We start from the raw sequence: 22,577 nt of genomic DNA, 5'->3' as shown, positions 1-22,577 counted from the left end.
ATCAGCGGGTTCCGTACTTCTCGTCGATGTAGGCGAACAGGTCGTCGGCGGAGAGGTCCTCGGTGTTCGCCGGGGGTTGGCTGCCTTCCGAGGTGGGGCTGCCGGCGGAGTCCGGGCGGTCGGCGCGGAGCGTCGCGAGCAGGGCCTCCAGCCGGTCGGCGGCCTCGGCGCGCACCGCGTCGTCCGGGTCCAGGTCGGGCAGCGCGCTCTGGAGACGGTCCAGGCTGGCGAGGACGCGGGTGGCCGCGGTGCCGCCGAGGACGGTGTCCAGATGGGCGGCGAGCGCTCGTGGGCTCGGGTGGTCGAAGACCACCGTCGAGTCCAGGGTGAGGCCGGTCGCCGCACCGAGCGCGTTCCGCAGGTCTACCGCCATCAGGGAGTCGAACCCCAGGTCTCGGAAGGGGCGTTGGTCCTCGACCCGTTCCGCCGTACCGTGCCCGAGCACGTTCGCCGCCCGATCGCGGACGAGGTCGAGCAGGGCCTCGGCGCGTTCCAGGGCGGGGAGTTCGGCATAGGCGGGGGCCGCCGTGGCGGCGGGTGCCGCGGCGGTGCGCGCGTCGGCCTCGGGGAGCGTGGACAGCAGCGCGCTCAGCCGGACGGCGGTGAGCCCGCGGCCGAACCGTGACCAGTCGATATCGGCCACCGCCAGGCAGGCGTCCCCGTGGTCCAGCGCCTGCTGGAGTCCGTCCAGGGCACGCTCCGGGCTCATGGGGCGCACTCCGTGCCGGTCGAGACGCTCACTGACCGCGGCCTCGTCGGCCGCCATGCCGCCGCCATCCCAGGCACCCCAGGCGAGTGCGGTGGCGGGCACTCCTTCGGCCCTCAACTGCTCGGCGAGCGCGTCGAGATGGGCGTTGGCGGCCGCGTAGTTGCCCTGGCCCGCGCCGCCCACCGCGCCAGCGAAGGAGGAGTAGAGGACGAACGCGGAGAGCCCGGCGTCGCGGGTGTGCCGGGCGAGGTTCGCGGCGGCCTCCGCCTTGGGGCGCGAGACGGCCGCGAGCCGTCGTGGGGTCAGTGCGTCCAGCACACCGTCGTCGAGCACCCCCGCCGTGTGCACGACCGCCGTCAGCGGGAACTCCTCCGGTACGTGGGCCAGCACGGCGGCCAGCTGGTCGGAGTCGGCCACGTCACAGGCGGTCACGGTGACCCGCGCTCCCGTGGCGGTGAGTTCCTCGGCGAGTCTCTCGGCGCCCGGGGCGTCGGGGCCCCGGCGGCTGAGCAGCAGCAGATGGCCGACGCCCCGGCCAGCCAGGTGCCGGGCGAGGTGGCCGCCGAGGGCGCCGGTGCCGCCGGTGATCAGGACCGTGCCCTCGGGACGCCAGCGCTTCGTGGGGGCCGTCGCGCGCTCCACGCGTTCCAGCCGACGGCCGTACAACCCGGTGTCCCGGAGGGCCAGTTGGTCCTCGTCACCCGGGTCGGCGAGCAGGACGGCGAGGCGTTCGGCCCCCGCGGTGTCCAGCTGCCCCGGCGGCAGGTCGACAAGTCCGCCCCAGCGGTCGGGAGTCTCCAGCGCGGCGGCCCGGCCGAGCCCCCACACCTGCGCCTGCTCGGGCGCGGTGATCCTGTTCCCGTCTCCGGTGGCCACGGCTCCGCGTGTCGCGCACCACAGGGGCGCGGCAACCCCGGCGTCGCCGAGCGCCTGGTGCAGGACCAGCGCTCCGGCGGCGCCGGACTCACCGGCCGGTGCCGGGAGGTGGAGCACACCGGCGAGAGGGGTCAACTGACGGATGCTGGCAGCCAGTTCGCCTCGGGAGGTGTCCTCGCCGACGGCCGGAAGGGTGCGTACCGTGGCGCCCCGGGCCGCCAGAGCGGCGCCGGCGGTTCCCGGGTCCGTCCCCACGACCAGCCAGGTTCCCGTGAGGTCACGCCCGGTGGGCGTGGGGAGGAGGTGCCAGGTGGTGCGGTACTGCATGCCGGTGGAGAGCGCGCCGGGACGGGTTCCGGCGGCGCCGCGCGCCCAGTACCGCTCCCGCTGGAACGGGTAGGTCGGCAGCGCGACGCGCCGGGCCTCCGAACCCTCGTACACCGCTTGCCAGTCGGGGACCACGCCGCGGCACCAGAGCTGGCCGAGCGCGGCGGCGAGCGTCCGGTCGGCGGGGCGGTCACGGCGAAGCAGGGCGGTGAACAGGGGCGGCGCGGTCACGTCGCCGTCGGCCCCGGGAAGGCAGTCCTGGGCGGCGGCGGTCAGGACGGCGTCGGGGCCCAGTTCGACGTATCGGGTCACGCCCCGCGCGGCGAGGGTACGGACGCCCTCCAGGAAGAGGACCGGCTGGCGGACGTGGCGGGCCCAGTACGCAGGATCGCGGAGTTCGTCCGGGGCCGCGAGTTCGCCGGTGACGTTGGAGACGACCGGGATCCGCGGCTCGCGGAACTCCAACGTCCCCAGCACTTCGGCGAACTCGGCGAGCATGGGCTCCATGCGCGGGGAGTGGAACGCGTGGCTCACCTCCAACTGCTTGGTCCGATGACCGGCCTCACGGGCCGTGTCAGCGATCCGCGCCACCGCGTCCGCCTCGCCCGACACCACCACCGACGCCGGACCATTCACCGCCGCCACCTCAACCCGACCCTCATACCCCGACAACAGGCCCACGACGACCTCGCACGAGGCCCCCACCGCCACCATCGCCCCACCCCCAGGCAACGCATCCATCAACCGACCCCGCGCGGCGACGAGTCGAGCCGCGTCCGGCAACGAGAACACCCCCGCCACACAAGCCGCCGCCACCTCACCAATCGAATGACCCAGCAGGTAGTCCGGCCGCACACCCCACGACTCCAACAACCGGAACAACGCCACCTCCACCGCGAACAACCCCGCCTGCGCCCACACCGTCCGCCCCAACAACACAGCGTCATCACCAAACACCACACCCCGCACCGACCCACCCAGATGACCATCCAACTCCCCACACACCTCATCGAACACAGCCGCGAACACCGGAAACGCCCCATACAACTCCCGCCCCATACCCAACCGTTGCGACCCCTGCCCCGAGAACAGGAACGCGGTGCCCCCGGCGTCCGGTGCCGCGTTCAGGCTGCCTCGCGCGAGGCCCGGGTAGGCGCCGCCCTCCGCGAGGACGGTGAGGCCGCGTACCAGATCCGGGTGGTCGGCGACCGTGAGGGAAGCCCGGTGTTCCAGGGCGGCACGCGTGGTGGCCGAGGAGAGTGCCAGGTCCGACAGCGGAGTGCCGGGGTGGGCGTCGAGATGCACACGGAGGGCGGTGGCACTGGCGCGCAGTCCGGCCTCGTCGCGGGCGGAGAGCAGGACCGGGAAGGCACGGTCGGGTCCGGGAGCCGGTGTGGCCGCCCGCTCCTCGCCGGGGGCCTGTTCCAGGACGAGGTGAGCGTTGGTGCCGCTGACGCCGAAGGCGGAGACACCGGCGCGACGGGGTTCACCGGTCTCCGGCCAGGGGGTGGTACGGGTGAGCAGCCGCACGGTGCCCGGCGACCAGTCGACCTGGTCGGTGGGGGCGTCCACGTGGAGGGTCCTGGGCAGCACTCCGGCCCGCAGGGCCAGGATCATCTTGATGACTCCGGCGACTCCGGCGGCGGCCTGGGTGTGGCCGATGTTGGACTTCACCGAACCGAGCCACAACGGCCGCTCCTCCGGCCGCTGTTGACCGTAGGTCGCGAGGAGCGCCTGAGCCTCGATCGGGTCACCCAGCCTGGTCCCCGTACCGTGCGCCTCGACCGCGTCCACCTGCGCGGGTGTCAACCGGGCGCTGCTGAGGGCCTGTTCGATGACGCGCTGCTGGGCCGGTCCGCTGGGTGCGGTGATGCCGTTGGAGGTGCCGTCCTGGTTGACCGCCGAGCCCCGGATGACTGCCAGGATCTCGTGGCCGTTGACTCGCGCGTCCGAGAGCCGTTCGAGCAGCAGCACGCCCGCGCCCTCGCCCCAGCCGGTGCCGTCCGCCGCGGCGGCGAAGGCCTTGCAGCGGCCGTCGGCGGCCAGACCGCCCTGCCGGGAGAACTCGGTGAAGAGGGTGGGCATCGCCATCACGGTGGCGCCACCGGCCAGCGCGAGCCCGCACTCGCGCTGGCGCAGTGACTGGCAGGCGAGGTGCAGCGCGACCAGCGACGCCGAGCAGGCGGTGTCCACGGTGACCGACGGTCCCTCGAACCCGTGCACGTACGAGAGCCGCCCGGAGAGCACGCTGGCCGCGTTGCCGGTCATGATGTGGCCGCCGAGGTCGTCCGGCGAGTCCACGGCGACCGGTGCGTAGTCCTGTCCGTTCGTGCCGACGAAGACGCCGGTGCGGCTGCCGCGCAGGCTGCCCGGGTCGATCGCGCCACGTTCCAGGGCCTCCCAGGAGATCTCCAGGAGGAGACGCTGCTGCGGGTCGAGGGCGAGCGCCTCGCGCGGTGAGATACCGAAGAAGGCGGCGTCGAACTCGCCAACGTCATGCAGGAATCCGGCCTCGCGGGCGTGCGAGGCACCCGGCGAGTCTGGCCCGAGGAGGGTGTCGAGGTCCCAGTCACGGTCGGTGGGGAAGCCGGTGATCGCGTCCCCGCCGGAGAGCAGCAGTTCCCACAGCGCCTCGGGGGTGTCGGCGCCGCCAGGGAAACGGCAGCCCATGGCGACCACGGCGATGGGCTCGCTGTCCCTGGCCTCGTTCTCGCGCAGCCGCTCCTGGGTCTGTTCCAGCTCGGCGGAGACCCGCTTGAGGAAGTGGCGGAGCTTGTCTTCGTTGGACACGGGGGCCTCCTCGTTCGGGCTGATGCGGGGTGCGGGGCGGGTTGCGGCCGTCCGGGTGCTCGGCGGGACGCCGGTGCCGGTCATGAGATGCCGAACTTCTCTCCGATGAGCCCGAAGAGTTCGTCGTCGTCCGAGGCGGCTCCGAACTCGTCGCCCTCTTCGGCGGCTTCGGGTTCCGCGACGGGGGTGTCGTCACGCCAGCGGGCCACCAGGGCCTGCATACGCAGCATCACCCGCGTGTGGGTGGCGCTGCCCGGCTTCAGCGTATCCAGGGCGCGTTCGAGCTGGTCGAGGTCGCTCTCGGCGGAGTCGCCGGTCTCCGGGTCGCCGAGTTCGGCGTGCAGCCACTCCGCGAGCGCGACCGGAGTGGGGTGGTCGAAGACGAGCGTGGCGGGCAGGGTGAGGCCGGTGGCGGCGGCGAGGCGGTTGCGGAGCTCGACCGCGGTGAGTGAGTCGAAACCGGCCTCCCGGAAGGCCCGCGTGTCCATCACGGAGGCGGGCGAGTCATGGCCGAGTACGGCGGCGGCCTGGGCGCGCACCAGTCCCAGCAGGGTCGCGCGCTGCTCGGCGGCGGGGCGATCCCGCAGGGAAGCGCGCAGACCGCCGGACGGTTCCCCGTCCGGCGTCCCCCGCTCGGCCACACTCGCCTGGATTTCCGGGAGTTCGGAGAGCAGGGGGCTCGGTCGGCCGGTCAGGAAGGAGTCGCCGAAGCGCCGCCAGTCCACGTCGGCGACCACCAGATGCGTCTCCTCCGCGAGGAGTGCCTGCTCCAGCGCGGTGAAGGCGAGGGCGGGGGCCATGGCGCTCATGCCTCCGCGGGACATCCGGTCGGCGGCGGCCGCACCGGTGGCCAGTCCCCGCTCGGCCCAGGGGCCCCAGGCCACCGACGTGGCCGCCAACCCCTCAGCACGACGACGCTCAACCAACGCGTCCACATGCGCGTTCGCCGCCGCATAACTCCCCTGCCCCGCACCACCCACCGTCCCCGCAAAAGACGAGAACACCACAAACTCCTCCCACACCACACCCAACTCCCGCGCCACAGAATCCAAATGATCCGCACCCACCGCCTTCGCACCCAACACACCACCCAACCGCTCCCCACTCAACGACCCCACCACCCCGTCATCCACCACACCCGCCACATGAAACACAGCCGACACCGAATACTCCCGCAACAACCACCCCACAGCCCCACGATCAGACACATCACAAGCCACCACCACCACCTCAACCCCCAACCCACCCAACTCCCCCACCAACTCACCCACACCCACCCCACCCCAACCCCCACGACTCACCAACACCAAACGCCCCACACCCCGACCAGCCAACCACCGCGCAACCCCCACACCCAACCCACCCGTACCCCCCGTCACCAACACCGACAACCCACCAACCCCCCACGACCCCACCAAACCCGACGGGACGGGCGCCGCGCGACGCAGCCTTCGCCCGAAAGCGGCACCGTCCCGGACGGCCACCTGGTCCTCCCCGTCCGCCGCGCCGAGGACCCGGACCACCTGAGCAGCGGCCGCGCCGTCCACGGTTTCCGGAAGATCCATCAACCCGCCCCAGTTCTGGGCCCGTTCGAGGGCGACCACCCGGCCCAGCCCCCAGATCTGCGCCGTGTGGGGGTCGGGCGGCGTGTCGCCGTCCCCCACCGTCACGGCGCGGTGAGTCAGGCACCACAGCGGTACGGGGTGTTCGGGCTCGCCCAGCTCCTGGACGAGCCCGAGCACCGCCGTAGCCGAGGAGACCAGTGCGACCACACCGGTCAGCCGCGAGCCTTCGGCGAGGGCACGGGCGGCCGCCTCTTCGACTGAGCCGCGCACGACCTCGGCTCCGGCGGCCACGAGCGCCGCGCCGACGGCCTCCGCCCGGGCCGCGTGGCCGGTCTCCGCCCGCTCTTCCGCTCCCCGCTCTTCGGTGACCAGGAGCCAGCGGCCCGACAGCACGGCGGGGGCGGCGTCCGGCAGCCGGGTCCAGCCGACGCGGTACCGCCAGGAGTCCAGGTCCGCCTGGTCGCGACGAGCGCGGCGCCAGGTGGCGAGGGCCGGAAGGGCGTCTTCCAGGGCATCGGCCGTCTCGGCGCCGAGCTGGGTGGTGAGCGCCTCGACGTCGGCGTGCTCGACCGCGCTCCAGAAGGCGGCGTCGACCGGGTCGGCGCTGGGTGCGGGCTTGGGACGCGGCCAGTAGCGCTGGTGTTGGAAGGCGTAGGTGGGCAGGTCAGTGGGGACCGCCTCCGGCAACACCCCAGCCCAGTCAACAACCACCCCAAGACAATGAGCCTCAGCAACCGACACCAAAAAACGACCCAACCCACCCTCACCACGACGCAACGAACCCACCCCCGGAAACCCCACCCCCGGAACCAACACCGGATGCGGACTCACCTCAACAAACACACACCCCCGCCCACCCAACTCCTCAACAGCCTCCCCAAAACGCACCGTCTCCCGCACATTCCGATACCAATAACCACCATCCAACTCCCCACCCTCCACCCACCCACCCGTCACCGTCGACCACAACGGCACCCCCCCAACACCCGGACACACATCCCCCAACAACCCCACCAACTCACCCTCCACACACTCCACCTGCGACGAATGCGACGCATAATCCACCGAAACCCACCGCGCACCCTCCACCCCCGCACACACCTCCTCCAACACACCCCACCCACCCGAAACCACCACCGAACGCGGACCATTCACCGCAGCCAACTCCAACCCCCCACCCAACAACCCACCAACCTCCCCCACCGACAACGGCAACACCACCATCCCCCCCAACCCCGACAACCCCGCCAACACACGCGACCGCAACACCACCACCCGCGCACCATCCACCACACTCAACGCACCACTCACCACAGCCGCCGCAATCTCCCCCTGCGAATGCCCCACCACCGCCCACGGCACCACCCCCACCGAACGCCACACCTCAGCCAACGCCACCATCACCGCCCACAACACCGGCTGCACCACATCCACCCGCCCCAACGCCACCTCATCACCCAACACATCCTCCAACCGCCACCCCACAAACAACTCCAACGCACGCCCACACTCAGCCAACCGACCCGCAAACACCGACGACACCGCCGCCAACTCCAACGCCATCCCCACCCACTGCGCCCCCTGCCCCGGAAACACAAACACCACCGGCGGGCTGTCCTGGGCGGCGCCGCTGACCAGCGCGGGGTGCGGCTCGTCCGTGACGAGGGCGCGCAACGCGTCCTGGAGCACGGTCTGTTCGGTGCCGACGACCGCGGCCCGGTGAGCGAAGGAGGAGCGGGTGGTGGCCAGGGCGCGCGCCACGGCCAGCGGGTCCGCGTCCGGGTGGGCCTCCAGGTGCGCGAGCAGCGCGCGGGCCTGACCGCGCAGCGCGGCCGCTGACCTGGCGGAGAGCAGCCACACGGGTGGCACGGGACCGCCCAGCGCGGAGGTGTCCCGGGCCGGGGCGCCGGGTGCCGCGCGCTCCGGGTCGGTGTCCTCCTCGTCGCTCTCCTCCAGCACGAGGTGCGCGTTGGTGCCGCTCATGCCGAACGAGGAGACCGCGGCGCGGCGCGGGCGGTCCCCGCGCGGCCAGGGGCGGGTCTCGGTGAGGAGTCGCACCGCGCCGGCTGACCAGTCGACCTGATCGCTGGGGACGTCGATGTGCAGGCTCGCCGGGAGTACGCCGTGCCGCAACGCCATCACCGCCTTGATCACGCCGGCGACTCCGGCGGCGGCCTGGGTGTGGCCGATGTTGGACTTCACCGAACCGAGCCACAACGGCCGCCCCTCCGGCCGCTGTTGACCGTAGGTAGCGAGGAGCGCCTGCGCCTCGATCGGGTCACCCAGCCTGGTCCCCGTACCGTGCGCCTCGACCATGTCGACCTCGGCCGGGGTCAGGCGCGCCGCCGCGAGGGCCGCCCCGATGACCCGCTGCTGGCTGGGCCCGTTGGGCGCGGTCAGCCCGTTGGAGGCACCATCCTGGTTGACCGCCGAACCACGCAGGACCGCGAGCACCCGGTGACCGTTACGCCGCGCGTCCGAGAGACGTTCCAGGAGCACCATCCCGACCCCCTCGCCCCAACCCGTACCATCCGCGGACGCCGCGAAGGACTTGCAGCGGCCGTCCCGGGCGAGTCCGCGCTGCCGGGAGAACTCGGTGAAGACGGTGGGCGCCGCCAGCACGGTCACCCCGCCGGCCAGGGCGAGGGCGCACTCCTCCCGCCGCAGGGACTGGGCGGCGAGGTGCAGGGCGACGAGGGACGAGGAGCAGGCCGTGTCGACAGTGACGGCCGGTCCCTCGAACCCGAGGCTGTAGGAGATCCGGCCGGAGAGCACGCTGGTGGCGTTGCCGGTGGCGAGATAGCCGTCGGTCTCCTCGGGGCCGCCGACGAGCACCGTTCCGTAGTCCGCCCCGTTAGAGCCGACGAAGACACCGGTGTCGCTGTCGCGCAGGCTCCGGGGGTCGATCCCGGCGGACTCCAGCGTCTCCCAGCTGGTCTCCAGGAGGAGCCGCTGCTGCGGGTCCATGGCCAGCGCCTCACGCGGGGAGATACCGAAGAACTCCGCGTCGAACCCGGCCACGTCGGTGAGGAAGCCGCCCTCGCGGACGTAGGACGAACCGGCCCGGTCGGGATTCTCGTCGTAGAGCGCGGCCAGGTCCCAGCCGCGGTCCTGGGGGAACGGCACGATCGCGTCCCGGCCCTCGGCGACCAGTTCCCACAGCTCCCGCGGGGAACCCACTCCGCCCGGAAAGCGGCACCCCATCGCGACCACGGCCACCGGCTCGCGGTCGGCGTCGGTCAGCCGCAGGTTCTGCTCACGCAGCCGCTCGGTCTCCTTCAGCGAGGTCCGCAGCGCTTCGAGCAGCTTCTCGTTCGATGCAACCATGTCGTTCAGTCCCGTGTCTCCGCGAGCCGTCAGGGTTCGTTGCCGTCCAGCGCCAGCTGGATCAGCGCTTCGGCGTCCATGTCGTCGATGTCCTCGTCGGCGATGCGGACCGGTCCGGAGGGGGTCTCCTCTCCGGCGAGCTTCAGCAGTACGTCCAGGAGGCCGGCCTCCCGCAGCCGGGCGACCGGCACGGTGGCCAGCGTTCGCCGGATCCGCCGTTCCTCGTCGTCCTCACCGATCTCGCCGGCCAGCTCACCGAGGAGGAAGTCGGCCAGTCGTACGGGGGCGGGATGGTCGAAGATCACGGTCGCGGGCAGCCTGAGACCGGTGGCGGCGCCGAGGCGGTTGCGGAGCTCGACCGCGGTGAGCGAGTCGAAGCCGAGGTCCTGGAACGCCAGGTCGTCCGTGATCCGGCCCTCCTCGCGGTGCCCGAGGACCCCGGCCACATGGGTACGCACCAGGGCGAGCACCTCAGTCCGTCGCTCCCCCTCCGGCAGGTCGGCGAGGCGTTCGGTCAGGGAACTGGCCGCCGCCGTCCGCTCGTTGAGGAGCGCCACCTCGGGTAGCGCCCGGAGCAGCGGACTCGGCCGGGCCGCGGTGAATCCGGGCACGTACCGCTCCCAGTCGATGTCCACCACGGTCGCGGAGGCGGTGCCCGTGAGGAGCGCCCGTTCCAGTGCGGTGAAGGCGGAGTGTGGCTCCAGAGGGGTCATTCCGGCCAGTCGCATCCGTTCCCGGACGGCCTCGTCGGCGGTCATTCCGCTCTCGGCCCAGGGGCCCCAGGCCACCGACGTGGCCGCCAACCCCTCAGCACGACGACGCTCAACCAACGCGTCCACATGCGCGTTCGCCGCCGCATAACTCCCCTGCCCCGCACCACCCACCGTCCCCGCAAAAGACGAGAACACCACAAACTCCTCCCACACCACACCCAACTCCCGCGCCACAGAATCCAAATGATCCGCACCCACCGCCTTCGCACCCAACACACCACCCAACCGCTCCCCACTCAACGACCCCACCACCCCGTCATCCACCACACCCGCCACATGAAACACAGCCGACACCGAATACTCCCGCAACAACCACCCCACAGCCCCACGATCAGACACATCACAAGCCACCACCACCACCTCAACCCCCAACCCACCCAACTCCCCCACCAACTCACCCACACCCACCCCACCCCAACCCCCACGACTCACCAACACCAAACGCCCCACACCCCGACCAGCCAACCACCGCGCAACCCCCACACCCAACCCACCCGTACCCCCCGTCACCAACACCGACAACCCACCAACCCCCCACGACCCCACCAAACCCGGTGTCTCGGCCCGCACCAGGCGCCGTCCGAACACGGAACCGGCCCGCAACGCCACCTGGTCCTCGTCGCCACTCGCGAGGACCCGGGCCAGGCCGGCCGCCGGGGCCCCGGCGGCCGGCAGGTCGACCAGGCCGCCCCAGCTCTGCGCCCGTTCGAGGGCGACCACCCGGCCCAGCCCCCAGATCTGCGCCAGCTCCGGTTCCGGGCCGGGGTCGGTGGGGACCGCGGCGACCGCGCCGCGGGTCAGGCACCACAGCGGTGCCGTGACCTCCAGGGCGTCGAGGGACTGGACCAACTCCAGTGCGGCGAAGGAGGTTTCGGGGCAGGCCGCCACTCCGGCCAGCGGGGCGCCGGTGTACGGGGCCAGGGCCTCGACGGAGACACCCGAGACGCGCACCACGTCGGCGCCCGCCTCGGACAGCGCCGCGGCGGCGGTCTCCGCCACGTCGGTCCCGCCCTCGTCACCGGTGACGAGGAGCCAGCGGCCGTCGAGCCGGGCCTGCGGTGGGTCCACCGGGTGCCAGTCGACGCGGTACACCATGTCGTCCACCCGTGAGGCTCCGGTGGCACCGCCCAGCCAGGCGGGCAGCGCGGCCTCCTCGGCCGGGGTCGGCCAGTAGAGCTCCCGCTGGAAGGGGTAGGTGGGCAGATCGCCCGGTGTCCCCGGGGCGCCGAGCACAGCGGTGAGGTCCATCCGCGCCCCGGCGGCGTAGGCGCCGCCGAGGGCTTCGAGCAGTGTGTCCGGCTCGGGGCGGCCGGAGCGCAACGCCGCCGTGAACACGGGGCGTTCGGTGGTTCCGGTGCCGAGGTCCGGGAGACAGTCCTGGGCCGCGGCGGTCAGGACGCCGTCGGGGCCCAACTCGACGTAACGGGAGACGTGCTGGGCGGCGAGCGTGCGCACGCCGTCGAGGAAGAGGACGGGGTTCCGGACCTGGCGGACCCAGTACGCGGGGTCCGCCAGCTCGCCGGGGGCCGCCGGGGCACCGGTCAGGTTCGAGATCACCGGCACCCGTGGCTCGTGCGGTTCCAACTCACCGACCACCGCCGCGAACTCGTCGAGCATGGGCTCCATGCGTGGCGAGTGGAAGGCGTGGCTCACCGCCAGCCGCTTCACCCGGTGGCCGAGCGCCCGGGCCAGGGTCTCGATCTCCGTCACGGTGTCCTCGTCGCCGGACAGCACGACGGACGACGGGCCGTTGACCGCGGCGATCTCCACCCGGCCCTCGTGGCCGGACAGCAGCGTCCCGGCCTCCTCCGGCGAGACGGCGGCGGCCAGCATCGCTCCTCCGCCGGGCAGGGCGTCCATCAACCGACCGCGCGCGGCGACGAGTCGGGCCGCGTCCGGCAGCGAGAACACCCCCGCCACACAGGCCGCCGCCACCTCACCTATGGAGTGACCCAGCAGGTAGTCCGGCCGCACACCCCACGACTCCAGCAGCCGGAACAACGCCACCTCCACCGCGAACAACCCCGCCTGCGCCCACACCGTCCGGTCCAGCAGCTCAACGTCATCACCGAACACCACCTCCCGCACCGACCGGTCAAGGTGACCGTCCAGCTCCGCGCACACCTCGTCGAACGCGGCCGCGTAACGCGGGAAGGACTCGTACAACTCCCGGCCCATACCCAACCGTTGCGCGCCCTGTCCGGTGAACAGGAAGGCTGTGAGGGCCTCCTCATCGGCCCTGACCGGAGCCCAGCCGCCGTCGGCGACGGACCGCAACTGGGCGAGGAGGTCCTCCTCGCGCCGCCCGGTGAGTACCGCGCGGTGGGTGAACGGCGTACGGGTGGCGGCCAGTTGTCGGCCCAACTCGGCCGGGTCGGTGTCCTGGTGGGCGGTGAGGTAGTCGGCGAGCCGGGCCGCCTGGGCGCGCAGCGCCTCGGGGGACTTGGCGGACAGCGGCCACAGGGCAGGGACCGCCCCCGGCTGCGGCTCAGGCCCGGGCGCCGACTCAGCCCGTACGGGCGGGAGTTCGGGGACCTGCTCCAGGACCAGGTGAGCGTTGGTGCCGCTCATGCCGAACGAGGAGACGGCGGCGCGGCGCGGACGGCCGGTCTCCGGCCAGTCGGTGCGGGCGGTGAGCAGGGCGATGCCGCCCTGTGACCAGTCCACGTGTGGGGTGGGCTCGTCCAGGTGCAGTGAGCGCGGCAGGACGCCGTGCCGCAGGGCGAGCACCGCCTTGATGACGCCGGCGACCCCCGCGGCCGCCTGGGTGTGGCCGATGTTGGACTTGAGCGATCCGAGCCACAACGGGCTTTCCGCCGGGCGTTGTTGACCGTAGGTCGCGAGGAGCGCCTGAGCCTCGATCGGGTCGCCCAGCGCTGTGCCGGTGCCGTGCGCCTCGACCAGGTCGACGTCGGCGGTGGTCAGGCGCGCGTTGGCGAGGGCCTGACGGATGACGCGCTGCTGGGCGGGGCCGTTGGGCGCGGTCAGGCCGTTGGACGCGCCGTCCTGGTTGACGGCGGAGCCCCGGACCAGGGCGAGCACCGGGTGACCGTGGCGGCGGGCGTCGGAGAGCCGCTCCACCAGGAGCATGCCCACGCCCTCGGACCAGCCGGTGCCGTCGGCCGCCGCGGCGAACGGCTTGCAGCGGCCGTCCGGGGCCAGTCCGCGCTGGCGGGAGAAGTCGATGAAGGACTGCGGGGTGGACATCACCGTCACACCTCCGGCCAGCGCCATGGCGCACTCTCCGCGCCGCAGTGCCTCGGCCGCCAGGTGCAGGGCGACGAGGGAGGAGGAGCAGGCGGTGTCCACGGTGAGCGCGGGTCCTTCCAGGCCCAGGGTGTAGGCGATGCGGCCGGAGGCGACGCTTCCGGCGCCGCCGGTGCCGAGGTACCCCTCCAGGCTCTCCGCGGAGTGCGAGACCAGGTCGGTGTAGTCCTGGCCGTTGGTGCCGACGAAGACGCCGGTGCCGCTGCCGCGTACCGCGCCGGGCCGCATGCCGGCCCGTTCGAGGACCTCCCACGAGGTCTCCAGGAGCAGCCGTTGCTGCGGGTCCATGGCGAGCGCCTCGCGCGGGGATATCCCGAAGAAGGCGGCGTCGAACTCGCCCACGCCGTCGAGGAATCCGCCCGCCCGGGTGTAGGTGGTGCCCTGCCGGTCCACATCCGCGTCGTAGAGCCCGGCGAGGTTCCAGCCACGGTCGTCCGGGAACGGGGTGATGGCGTCCACCTCGTCCTCGACGAGTCGCCACAGGTCCTCGGGGGAGGCGACTCCGCCCGGGAAGCGGCAGCTCATACCGATGATGGCGATCGGCTCGTCGCTGCCCACGGTGCGCACGGCCGCGTGGTGGTCGCGGGCACCGTCGAGCAGGACCTCGCGCAGGTGGCGCACCAGGTCCGCCGGGGTGGGGTGGTCGAAGACGAGGGTGGCGGGCAGGGCGAGGCCGGTGGCGCGGGCTAGGCGGGTGCGGAACTCCATCGCCGTCATCGAGTCGAAGCCGAGGTCGCGGAAGGCGTGGCCCGGGTCGGCCGTCTCCTCCGGGGTGTGGCCGAGGACCTGGGTCACCTGCTCCCGTACCAGGTCGAGCAGAGTCCGGTCCGGGTCGGGCGCGGCGGCGAGGGTGGCGTGCAGCGGGGTCACGGTCTCCGGACCGGCGATCTCCCGCGTCGGCCACGGGGTGACGGAGGTGACGGTGCCGGGGCTCCGTGGATTCTCGGGCCACAGGTGCCGCCGCTCGAAGGCGTAGGTGGGCAGTTCGATCCGGCGCGCCCCGGTGCCCTCGAAGAGGGCTGACCAGTCCACTTCCTCGCCCCAGCAGACGAGTTGGCCGACCGCGGTGACGACCCCCCGCGTCTCGGGGCGTCCGGAGCGCAGCAGGGCCACGAACCCGGAGTCCGGCTCTTCTTCGACACCGTCGAGGCATTCCCGCGCCATCGGGCTCAGTACGGCGTCGGGACCCACTTCGAGGTAACGAGCCACACCCTGCCCGGCGAGCGTACGAACCCCCTCGGCGAACAGCACCGACTCACGCACCTGCCGAACCCAGTACCCCACGTCCGACAGCTCACCAGGCACCGCCACACGACCGGTGACGTTGGAGACCACCGGGATCCGCGGCTCGGACAACTCCACCTCGCGGAGTGCCGCGGCGAACTCGTCGAGCATCGGCTCCATCAACGGCGAGTGGAAAGCGTGACTCACCTCCAACCGCTTCACGCGGTGCCCCAACGCCCGAGCCTCCCCAACAACCTCCGCGACCGCCTCCCCCTCACCCGACACCACCACCGACGCCGGACCATTCACCGCCGCCACCCCAACCCGACCCTCATACCCCGACAACAGGCCCACGACGACCTCGCACGAGGCCCCCACCGCCACCATCACCCCACCCCCCGGCAACGCATCCATCAACCGACCCCGCGCGGCGACGAGTCGAGCCGCGTCCGGCAACGAGAACACCCCCGCCACACACGCCGCCGCCACCTCGCCTATGGAGTGACCCAGCAGGTAGTCCGGCCGCACACCCCACGACTCCAACAACCGGAACAACGCCACCTCCACCGCGAACAAACCCGCCTGCGCCCACACCGTCCGCGCCAGCAGCCCCGCGTCATCACCGAACACCACACCCCGCACCGACCCACCCAGATGACCATCCAACTCCCCACACACCTCATCGAACACAGCCGCGAACACCGGAAACACCCCATACAACTCCCGCCCCATACCCAACCGTTGCGACCCCTGACCCGAGAACAGGAAGGCCGTACGACCGGCGAGCGCGGTCCCGTGCACCTGCTGCGCCGTGCCCCTGCCCTCCGCCAGGTCGGCCAGGTTGGCGCGCAGGCTGTCGTCGTCCTCGGTGAGGAAGGCGGCCCGCGCGGGGAGTGGCGTGCGTGTGGTGGCGAGAGAGAGGGCGATGTCGGCCGGGCTCGGGTGCGCCGGGAGGCCGTCGTCGAGCGCCGCGAGGAGGCGTGCCGCCTGGCGCTGGACGGCGGCCTCGGTGCGGCCGGAGAGGACGGTGATCACGGGGGTGCGGCGCCCCGTCCCGTCGGCTTCGTCGCCGGTGCCGCCGTCGGGTGTCACGGCCGCGGGTTCGCTCGTCGCGGAGGGGGGCCGCTGCTCCAGGATGACGTGCGCGTTGGTGCCGCTGATACCGAAGGAGGAGACGGCGGCGCGACGCGGGCTGCCGGTCTCCGGCCAGTCGGTGGCTTCGGTGAGCAGGCGGACCGCACCGGCCGTCCAGTCGACGTGCGGAGAGGGTTCGTCCACGTGCAGGGTGCGGGGCAGGAGCCCGTGGCGCATGGCATGGACCATCTTGATGACTCCGGCGACCCCGGCGGCGGCCTGCGTGTGACCGAGGTTCGACTTCACCGAACCGAGCCACAACGGCCGCTCCTCCGGCCGCTGTTGACCGTAGGTCGCGAGGAGCGCCTGCGCCTCGATCGGGTCGCCGAGGGTCGTGCCGGTGCCGTGCGCCTCGACCGCGTCCACGTCGGCGGCGGTGAGCCCGGCCCTCGCGAGCGCCTGGCCGATGACGCGTTCCTGGGAGGGTCCGTGGGGGGCCGTCATGCCGTTGGAGGCGCCGTCCTGGTTGACGGCGGAGCCACGGACGGTGGCGAGGACGCGGTGGCCGTGGCGTTCGGCGTCGGAGCGGCGCTCCAGGAGCAGTATGCCGACGCCCTCGGACCAGGAGGTGCCGTCCGCGGCGGCGGCGAAGGGCTTGCAGCGGCCGTCGGCGGCGAGTCCGCGCTGCCGGGAGAACTCGACGAACGTACCGGGTGTGGACATGACGGTGACACCCCCCGCGAGGGCGAGGTCGCACTCGCCCTCGCGCAGGGCCTGGCTCGCCAGGTGCAGGGCGACCAGGGAGGAGGAGCAGGCGGTGTCCACGGTGACGGCGGGGCCTTCGAGGCCGAAGGTGTAGGCGACGCGGCCGGAGGCGATGCTGCCCGCGCTGCCGTTGCCCGCGTAGCCCTCGACGCCGTCCTGCCCGGCGAGCAGACCGGCGTAGTCGTGGTACATCACGCCGGTGAAGACGCCCGTGCGGCTGCCGCGCAGGCTGCCGGGGGCGATTCCGGCGCGCTCGAAGACCTCCCAGGAGGTCTCCAGGAGCAGGCGCTGCTGGGGGTCCATGGCGAGCGCCTCGCGGGGCGACACCCCGAAGAACAGGGGGTCGAACTCGGCGGCCCCGTCCAGGAATCCGCCCTCGCGGACGTAGCTGGTTCCAGGGCGGTCCGGATCGGGGTCGAAGAGCGCGTCCAGGTCCCAGCCACGGTCCTCGGGGAAGGCGCCGATGGCGTCGCCGCCGTCCGCGACCAGTCGCCACAGGTCCTCCGGGGAGCGGACCCCGCCCGGGTAGCGGCAGCCCATGCCGACGATGACGATGGGGTCGTCGACGACGGCCGCCGGTCCGCGTCCGGTGGCCTGGGCCGGGTTGGACCGCGCCGTGCCGGCGAGGTGGTCACGGAGGTGGGCGGCGAGGGCGGCCGGGGTCGGGCGGTCGAAGGCGAGGGTGGACGGCAGACGCAGGCCGGTGGCGGTGCTGAGCCTGTTGCGCAGTTCGACGGCGGCGAGCGAGTCGAAGCCGAGGTCCCTGAAGACCTGGTCGGGCGGCAGGGGTTCGCGCGCGTCACGGCCGAGCACCGTCATGACCTCGGTGCCGATCAGGTCGAGAAGGAGCCGTTCCTGGCCGCGCGGATCGAGCGCGGCCAGGCGTGGGGCGAGCGGCGCGGGGGACGCGGTGTCCGGGGAGCTGGCGGTGGGGCGTGCCGGGGTGGGGCCCGACCGCCAGAGCACGGACGGTTCTCCGGAGGTGGCGCCTCTCGGCGCGCGGTCCAGGCGCATCGGGTACAGCACCGGTTCGGGGCGACCGCGCGCCGCGTCGAAGAGGGTCAGGGCCTCCTCGGTGCCGAGCGGGAGCATCCCGCCACGAGCGACGCGCCCGGTGGCGGCGGTGTCGAGGTCGCCGGTCATCGCGCTGCGTTCGGCCCACAGGCCCCAGGCGAGGGAGAGGCCGGGGAGTCCGGCGGCACGGCGGTGGGCGGCGAGGGCGTCCAGGAAGGAGTTGGCGGCGGCGTAGGCGGCCTGGCCGGGGGCGCCGAGAACCCCCGCGGCGGAGGAGAAGAGGACGAAGGCGTCGAGGTCGAGGTCCCTGGTCAGTTCGTGGAGGGTGCTGGCGGCGTCCACCTTGGGTCGCAGCGTGGCGTCGAGGCGTTCGGGGGTGAGTGTCTCCACCACCCCGTCGTCCACGACGCCGGCCGCGTGCACGACCGCGCGCAGGGGCCGCTCGGCCGGGAGCGTGCCGAGTAGCGCGGTGAGCGCGTCCCGGTCGGCCGCGTCGCAGCGGGCGGTGCGCACCGACTCCGCGCCGAGGGCGGTGAGTTCGGCGGTGAGCCGCTCCGCGACGCCCGGCGCGCCGCCGGTGCGGCCGGCCAGGAGGAGCGCCCGGACGCCGTGCTGGGCGACCAGGTGCCGGGCCACGGCGCGGCCGAGGGTGCCGAGCCCACCGGTGATGAGCACGGTGCCGTCGGGGCCGAAGTCCCCGCCGGGCGGGGCGTCTTCGGTGCCCTCGGTACGTTCCGGGGCTCGGGTGGCCACCGCGCGGGTCAGGCGCGGGACGAGCACCGCGCCGTCGCGGATCGCGGCCTGCGGCTCGGCGGTGGCCGCGACGCTCCCGGTGTCCAGCGAGCCGTCGGTGTCCAGCAGCCCGAAGCGGCCGGGGTGTTCGGACTGCGCGGACCGCACGAGCCCCCATACGGCGGCGGCCGCCGGATCCGGCGCCGTGCCCGCGGCGTCCACCGCTCCCCGGGTGACGAGGACGCGTCGCGGGCCGTCCTCGTCGGCCAGGGCCTCCCGCACCGCGGTCAGCGCCTGGCGGAGCGCGTCCCGGACGCCGCCCTCGCTGCCGACCTCGACCAGGCGCGGCGCGGCGGCCGTCACGGGGGTGGCCGGCTGCCACTCCAGGCGGTGGAGCGCGTCGGCGCCGGTGCGGGCGGCGGTGGAGACGGGGCGCAGCGTCAGGGACGTGATGTCGAGCACCGGTTGTCCCGCCGCGTCGGTGGCGCTGAGGGCGACGGTCTCGGGACCGGTGCCGGTGAGCCGGACCCGCAGGGCGGTCGCTCCGGAGGCGTGCAGGGTGACGCCGGTGAAGGCGAACGGCAGCCGGGCGGTGCCGTCCCGTGGCAGCAGCCCGCCGAGTCCGACGGTCTGGAGGGCGGCGTCGAGCAGGGCGGGGTGGATTCCGAACCGTTCCGCCTGCTGTTCGGCGCTCCCGTCCAGCTGTGCCTCGGCGAGGAGGGAGCCGCCGGTTCCGTCCTCCGCGTCCACCTCCCAGGCGCGGCGCAGACCCCGGAAGGCGGGTCCGTAGCCGAATCCGGCCTGGGCGCGGCTGGCGTGGAAACCGTCCAGGCCGATCTCCCGGGCTCCGGGCGGAGGCCAGGCCGTGTCGCCCGCCGCCGTTTCCCGGTGCGCCGCCGTCGCGGGGGCGAGTACGCCGTCCGCGTGCCGGGTCCAATCGCCGCCGTGGTCCGCGTCGTCCTCCCGGGCGAAGACGGTGACGGTACGGCGGTGGGTGGCGTCGGCCCCGCCGACCTCTACCTGGAGGCGGACGTCGCCGGTGGCCGGTAGCGCCAGCGGGGCGCGCAGGGTCAGTTCCTCCAGGTGGGGGCAGCCGACCCGGTCCCCAGCGCGGATCGCCATCTCCACGAAGGCGGTGCCGGGCAGCAGGATCGCGCCGTCCACCGTGTGGTCGGCGACCCAGGGCTGGGCTCGCGGACCGAGCCGTCCGGTGAACACCTGGACGGCGTCACCGGCGAGGGCGACGGTGGCGCCCAGCAGCGGGTGCCCGAGCGCGTCGAGTCCGGCGGAGGCGACCCCGGCGGTGCCGGGCCCGGTCTCCAGCCAGTACCGGCGCCGCTGGAAGGCGTAGGTGGGCAGGTCGGTCAGGGCGGCTCCGGGGAGCGGCGCGTTGAGGTCGACGGGGACGCCGTGGACGTGCAGGGCGGCGAGGGCACGGCCGAGGGTCAGCACCTCGTCCTCGTCACGGCGTAGCGCCGCGGTCCAGCGCGGTCCGGCGGTCTCGTCGGCGCCCTGGGCGAGGGCCGTGAGCACCGGGTCGGGCCCGAGTTCCAGGCAGTCGGTGACACCCTCGGCGGCCAGCGCCCCCACGCCGTCGTGGAACCGGACGGTCTCGCGCACCTGCCGGACCCAGTACTCGGCGTCCGTCAACTCGCCCGGGCGGGCCAGGCGTCCGGTGACGTTGGAGACGATCGGGACGCGCGGCTCCAGGAAGGAGAGGCGGGAGACCACCGCGCGGAAGCGGTCCAGCATGGGCGCCATCAGCGGTGAGTGGAAGGCGTGGCTGACCTTCAGGCGGCGGACGCGGTGGCCGTCGAGCAGCCGGGCGGCCTCCTCGACGGCGTCCTCCTCTCCGGACAGCACGAGGGACCGGGGTCCGTTGACGGCGGCGACGCCGAGCCGGTCCGCGCGTTCCGCGCACAGGGGCCGTACGTCCTCCTCGGTGGCCTCGACCGCGAGCATGGCGCCACCGGGTGGCAGCGCCTGCATCAGCTTGCCGCGAGCCGCCACCAGCGCGCAGGTGTCGGCCAGCCCCAGCATGCCGGAGACGTGGGCGGCGACGAGTTCGCCGACGGAGTGGCCGAGGAGGACGGCCGGACGGGCTCCCCTGCTCTCCGCGAGCCGGTAGAGGGCCACTTCGAGGGCGAACAGGACGGCCTGGGCGTACTCGGTGCGGTCGAGGAGGGCGGCGTGCTCGCTGTCCGGCTCGGCGAAGGCGACCTCGTGCACCGGCACCTCGAAGAAGCGGTCCAGGTGGGCGCAGGCGGCGTCGAAGGGCTCCGCGAACTCCGGGTACGCGGCGTGCAGTTGGCGTCCGGCGCCGGGGCGCTGGGAGCCCTGCCCGGTGAAGAGGACGGCGAGGTGGGCGTCCGGGCGGGCGGCCTCGGTGCCGTCGCCGACCAGTCCGGGCGCGGTGGCTCCGGTGGCCAGCGCTTCCAGCGCCGAGCGGAGTGCGGCGGTGTCCCGGCCGAGGGCCACGGCACGGTGCGGCAGGAGGGCGCGGGCGGTGGTGAGCGCGTACGCGACGTCCGAGGGGCTGGCCTCCCCGGGGGTGCGGGTGGCGAGTGCGGCGGCCTGGCCGCGCAGCGCGTCCGCGCCGCGCGCCGAGACCGGCCAGGCGTACACCGGGGGTTCGGCGGCCGCCCGGGGCGGGTTGGGGGGCGGTGCCTCGTCCCGCGCCGGTTCCGGCGCCTGTTCCAGTATCAGGTGAGCGTTGGTGCCGCTGATGCCGAAGGAGGAGACGGCGGCGCGGCGCGGTCGGCCGGTCTCCGGCCAGTCGACGGTCTCGGTGAGCAGGCGCACCGCGCCCGAGGTCCAGTCCGCGCGCGGGGTGGGCCGGTCCACGTGCAGCGTGCGGGGCAGGACTCCGGCGCGCAGCGCCATCACCATCTTGATGACGCCGGCCGCGCCCGCGGCGGCCTGGGTGTGGCCGATGTTGGACTTCACCGAGCCGAGCCACAACGGCCGCTCCTCCGGCCGCTGTTGGCCGTAGACGGAGAGCAGCGCGTGGGCCTCGATCGGGTCACCGAGGCGGGTCCCGGTGCCGTGCGCCTCGACGGCGTCGACCTCGTCGGGCGTCAGCCGGGCCCGCTCCAGGGCCTGCCGGACGACCTGTTGCTGGGCGGGTCCGTTGGGCACGGTCATCCCGCTGCTGGCGCCGTCCTGGTTCACCGCGGAGCCGCGGATCACCGCGAGCACCGGGTGCCCGTTGGCGCGGGCGTCCGAGAGGCGTTCCAGGACGAGCAGGGCGGCGCCCTCGCCCCAGCCGGTGCCGTCGGCGGCGGCCGCGAAGGGCTTGCAGCGGCCGTCGGCGGCGAGTCCGCGCTGCTGGCTGAAGTCGACGAAGAGGTCCGGGGTGGCGAGCACGGTGACGCCGCCGGCGAGGGCCAGAGCGCACTCGCCCTGCCGTAGCGCCTGGGCGGCGAGGTGCAGGGTGACCAGGGAGGAGGAGCAGGCGGTGTCGACGGTCACGGCCGGGCCCTGGAGGCCGAGGGTGTAGGAGAGCCGACCGGAGGCCACGGAGGCGGCGTTGCCGCTGCCCGCGTACACCTCGACGCCCTCGGGCAGGGTGTCGTGTCCGGTGAGGTAGTCGTGGTTCATCATCCCGGCGTAGACACCGGTGCGGCTGCCGCGCAGCGACAGCGGGTCGATGCCGGACCGTTCCAGGGCCTCCCAGGCGCACTCCAGGAGCAGCCGCTGCTGCGGGTCCATGGCGAGCGCCTCGTGCGGGGATATCCCGAAGAAGGCGGCGTCGAACTCGCCCGCGCCGTCGAGGAATCCGCCCTCGCGGACGTAGCTGGTGCCGCGGTGGTCGGGGTCCGGGTGGTAGACGGCGTCCAGGTCCCAGCCGCGGTCGTCGGGGAAGGGACCGACCGCGTCCCGCCCGTCGAGCACGAGCCGCCACAGGTCCTCGGGAGAGGCCACGGCGCCGGGGTAGCGGCAGCCGACGCCGACGACCGCGACCGGTTCCGTCTCCTCGGCGGCGCGCAACCGCTCCCTGGTGCGGTGGAGTTCGGCCGTGACCCACCGGAGGTGGTCGAGCATCTTCTCTTCGTCTGTCATGAGGTCCGCCCACTCCTGTCGATCACGGTGGTACAGCGCCGGAGGCGGGGGCGCGGCACCCGCCCACCGGCG

3 protein-coding genes are annotated in these 22,577 nt (G+C 73.5%); all 3 read right to left on the bottom strand.

Annotated elements, in window-relative coordinates; translation table 11 throughout:
• Position 1 precedes the first annotated feature (1 nt).
• Positions 2-4,702 (bottom strand): SDR family NAD(P)-dependent oxidoreductase, encoded by a 4,701-nt coding sequence (locus E0L36_RS17495; protein WP_308416794.1) that lies wholly within the window; start codon positions 4,700-4,702, stop codon positions 2-4.
• 80 nt (positions 4,703-4,782) lie between these two features.
• Positions 4,783-9,549, bottom strand: a complete 4,767-nt coding sequence (locus E0L36_RS17490) for a type I polyketide synthase (protein ID WP_374705552.1) — start codon at positions 9,547-9,549, stop codon at positions 4,783-4,785.
• Between the two features lie 74 nt (positions 9,550-9,623).
• Entirely contained in the window at positions 9,624-22,505 is a 12,882-nt protein-coding gene (locus E0L36_RS17485; RefSeq protein ID WP_180929904.1) for a type I polyketide synthase, read from the bottom strand.
• Positions 22,506-22,577 lie beyond the last annotated feature (72 nt).

The sequence above is a fragment of the Streptomyces sp. AJS327 genome (genome assembly GCF_013450295.1).
In the GTDB taxonomy this organism is placed as follows: Bacteria; Actinomycetota; Actinomycetes; order Streptomycetales; family Streptomycetaceae; genus Streptomyces.
This window is presented reverse-complemented; position numbering and strand designations above follow the sequence as displayed.

Bases quoted from the DNA above. Each gene is read 5' to 3' on its own strand.
- E0L36_RS17485 (WP_180929904.1), bottom strand. From the start codon at position 22,505: ATGACAGACGAAGAGAAGATGCTCGACCACCTCCGGTGGGTCACGGCC.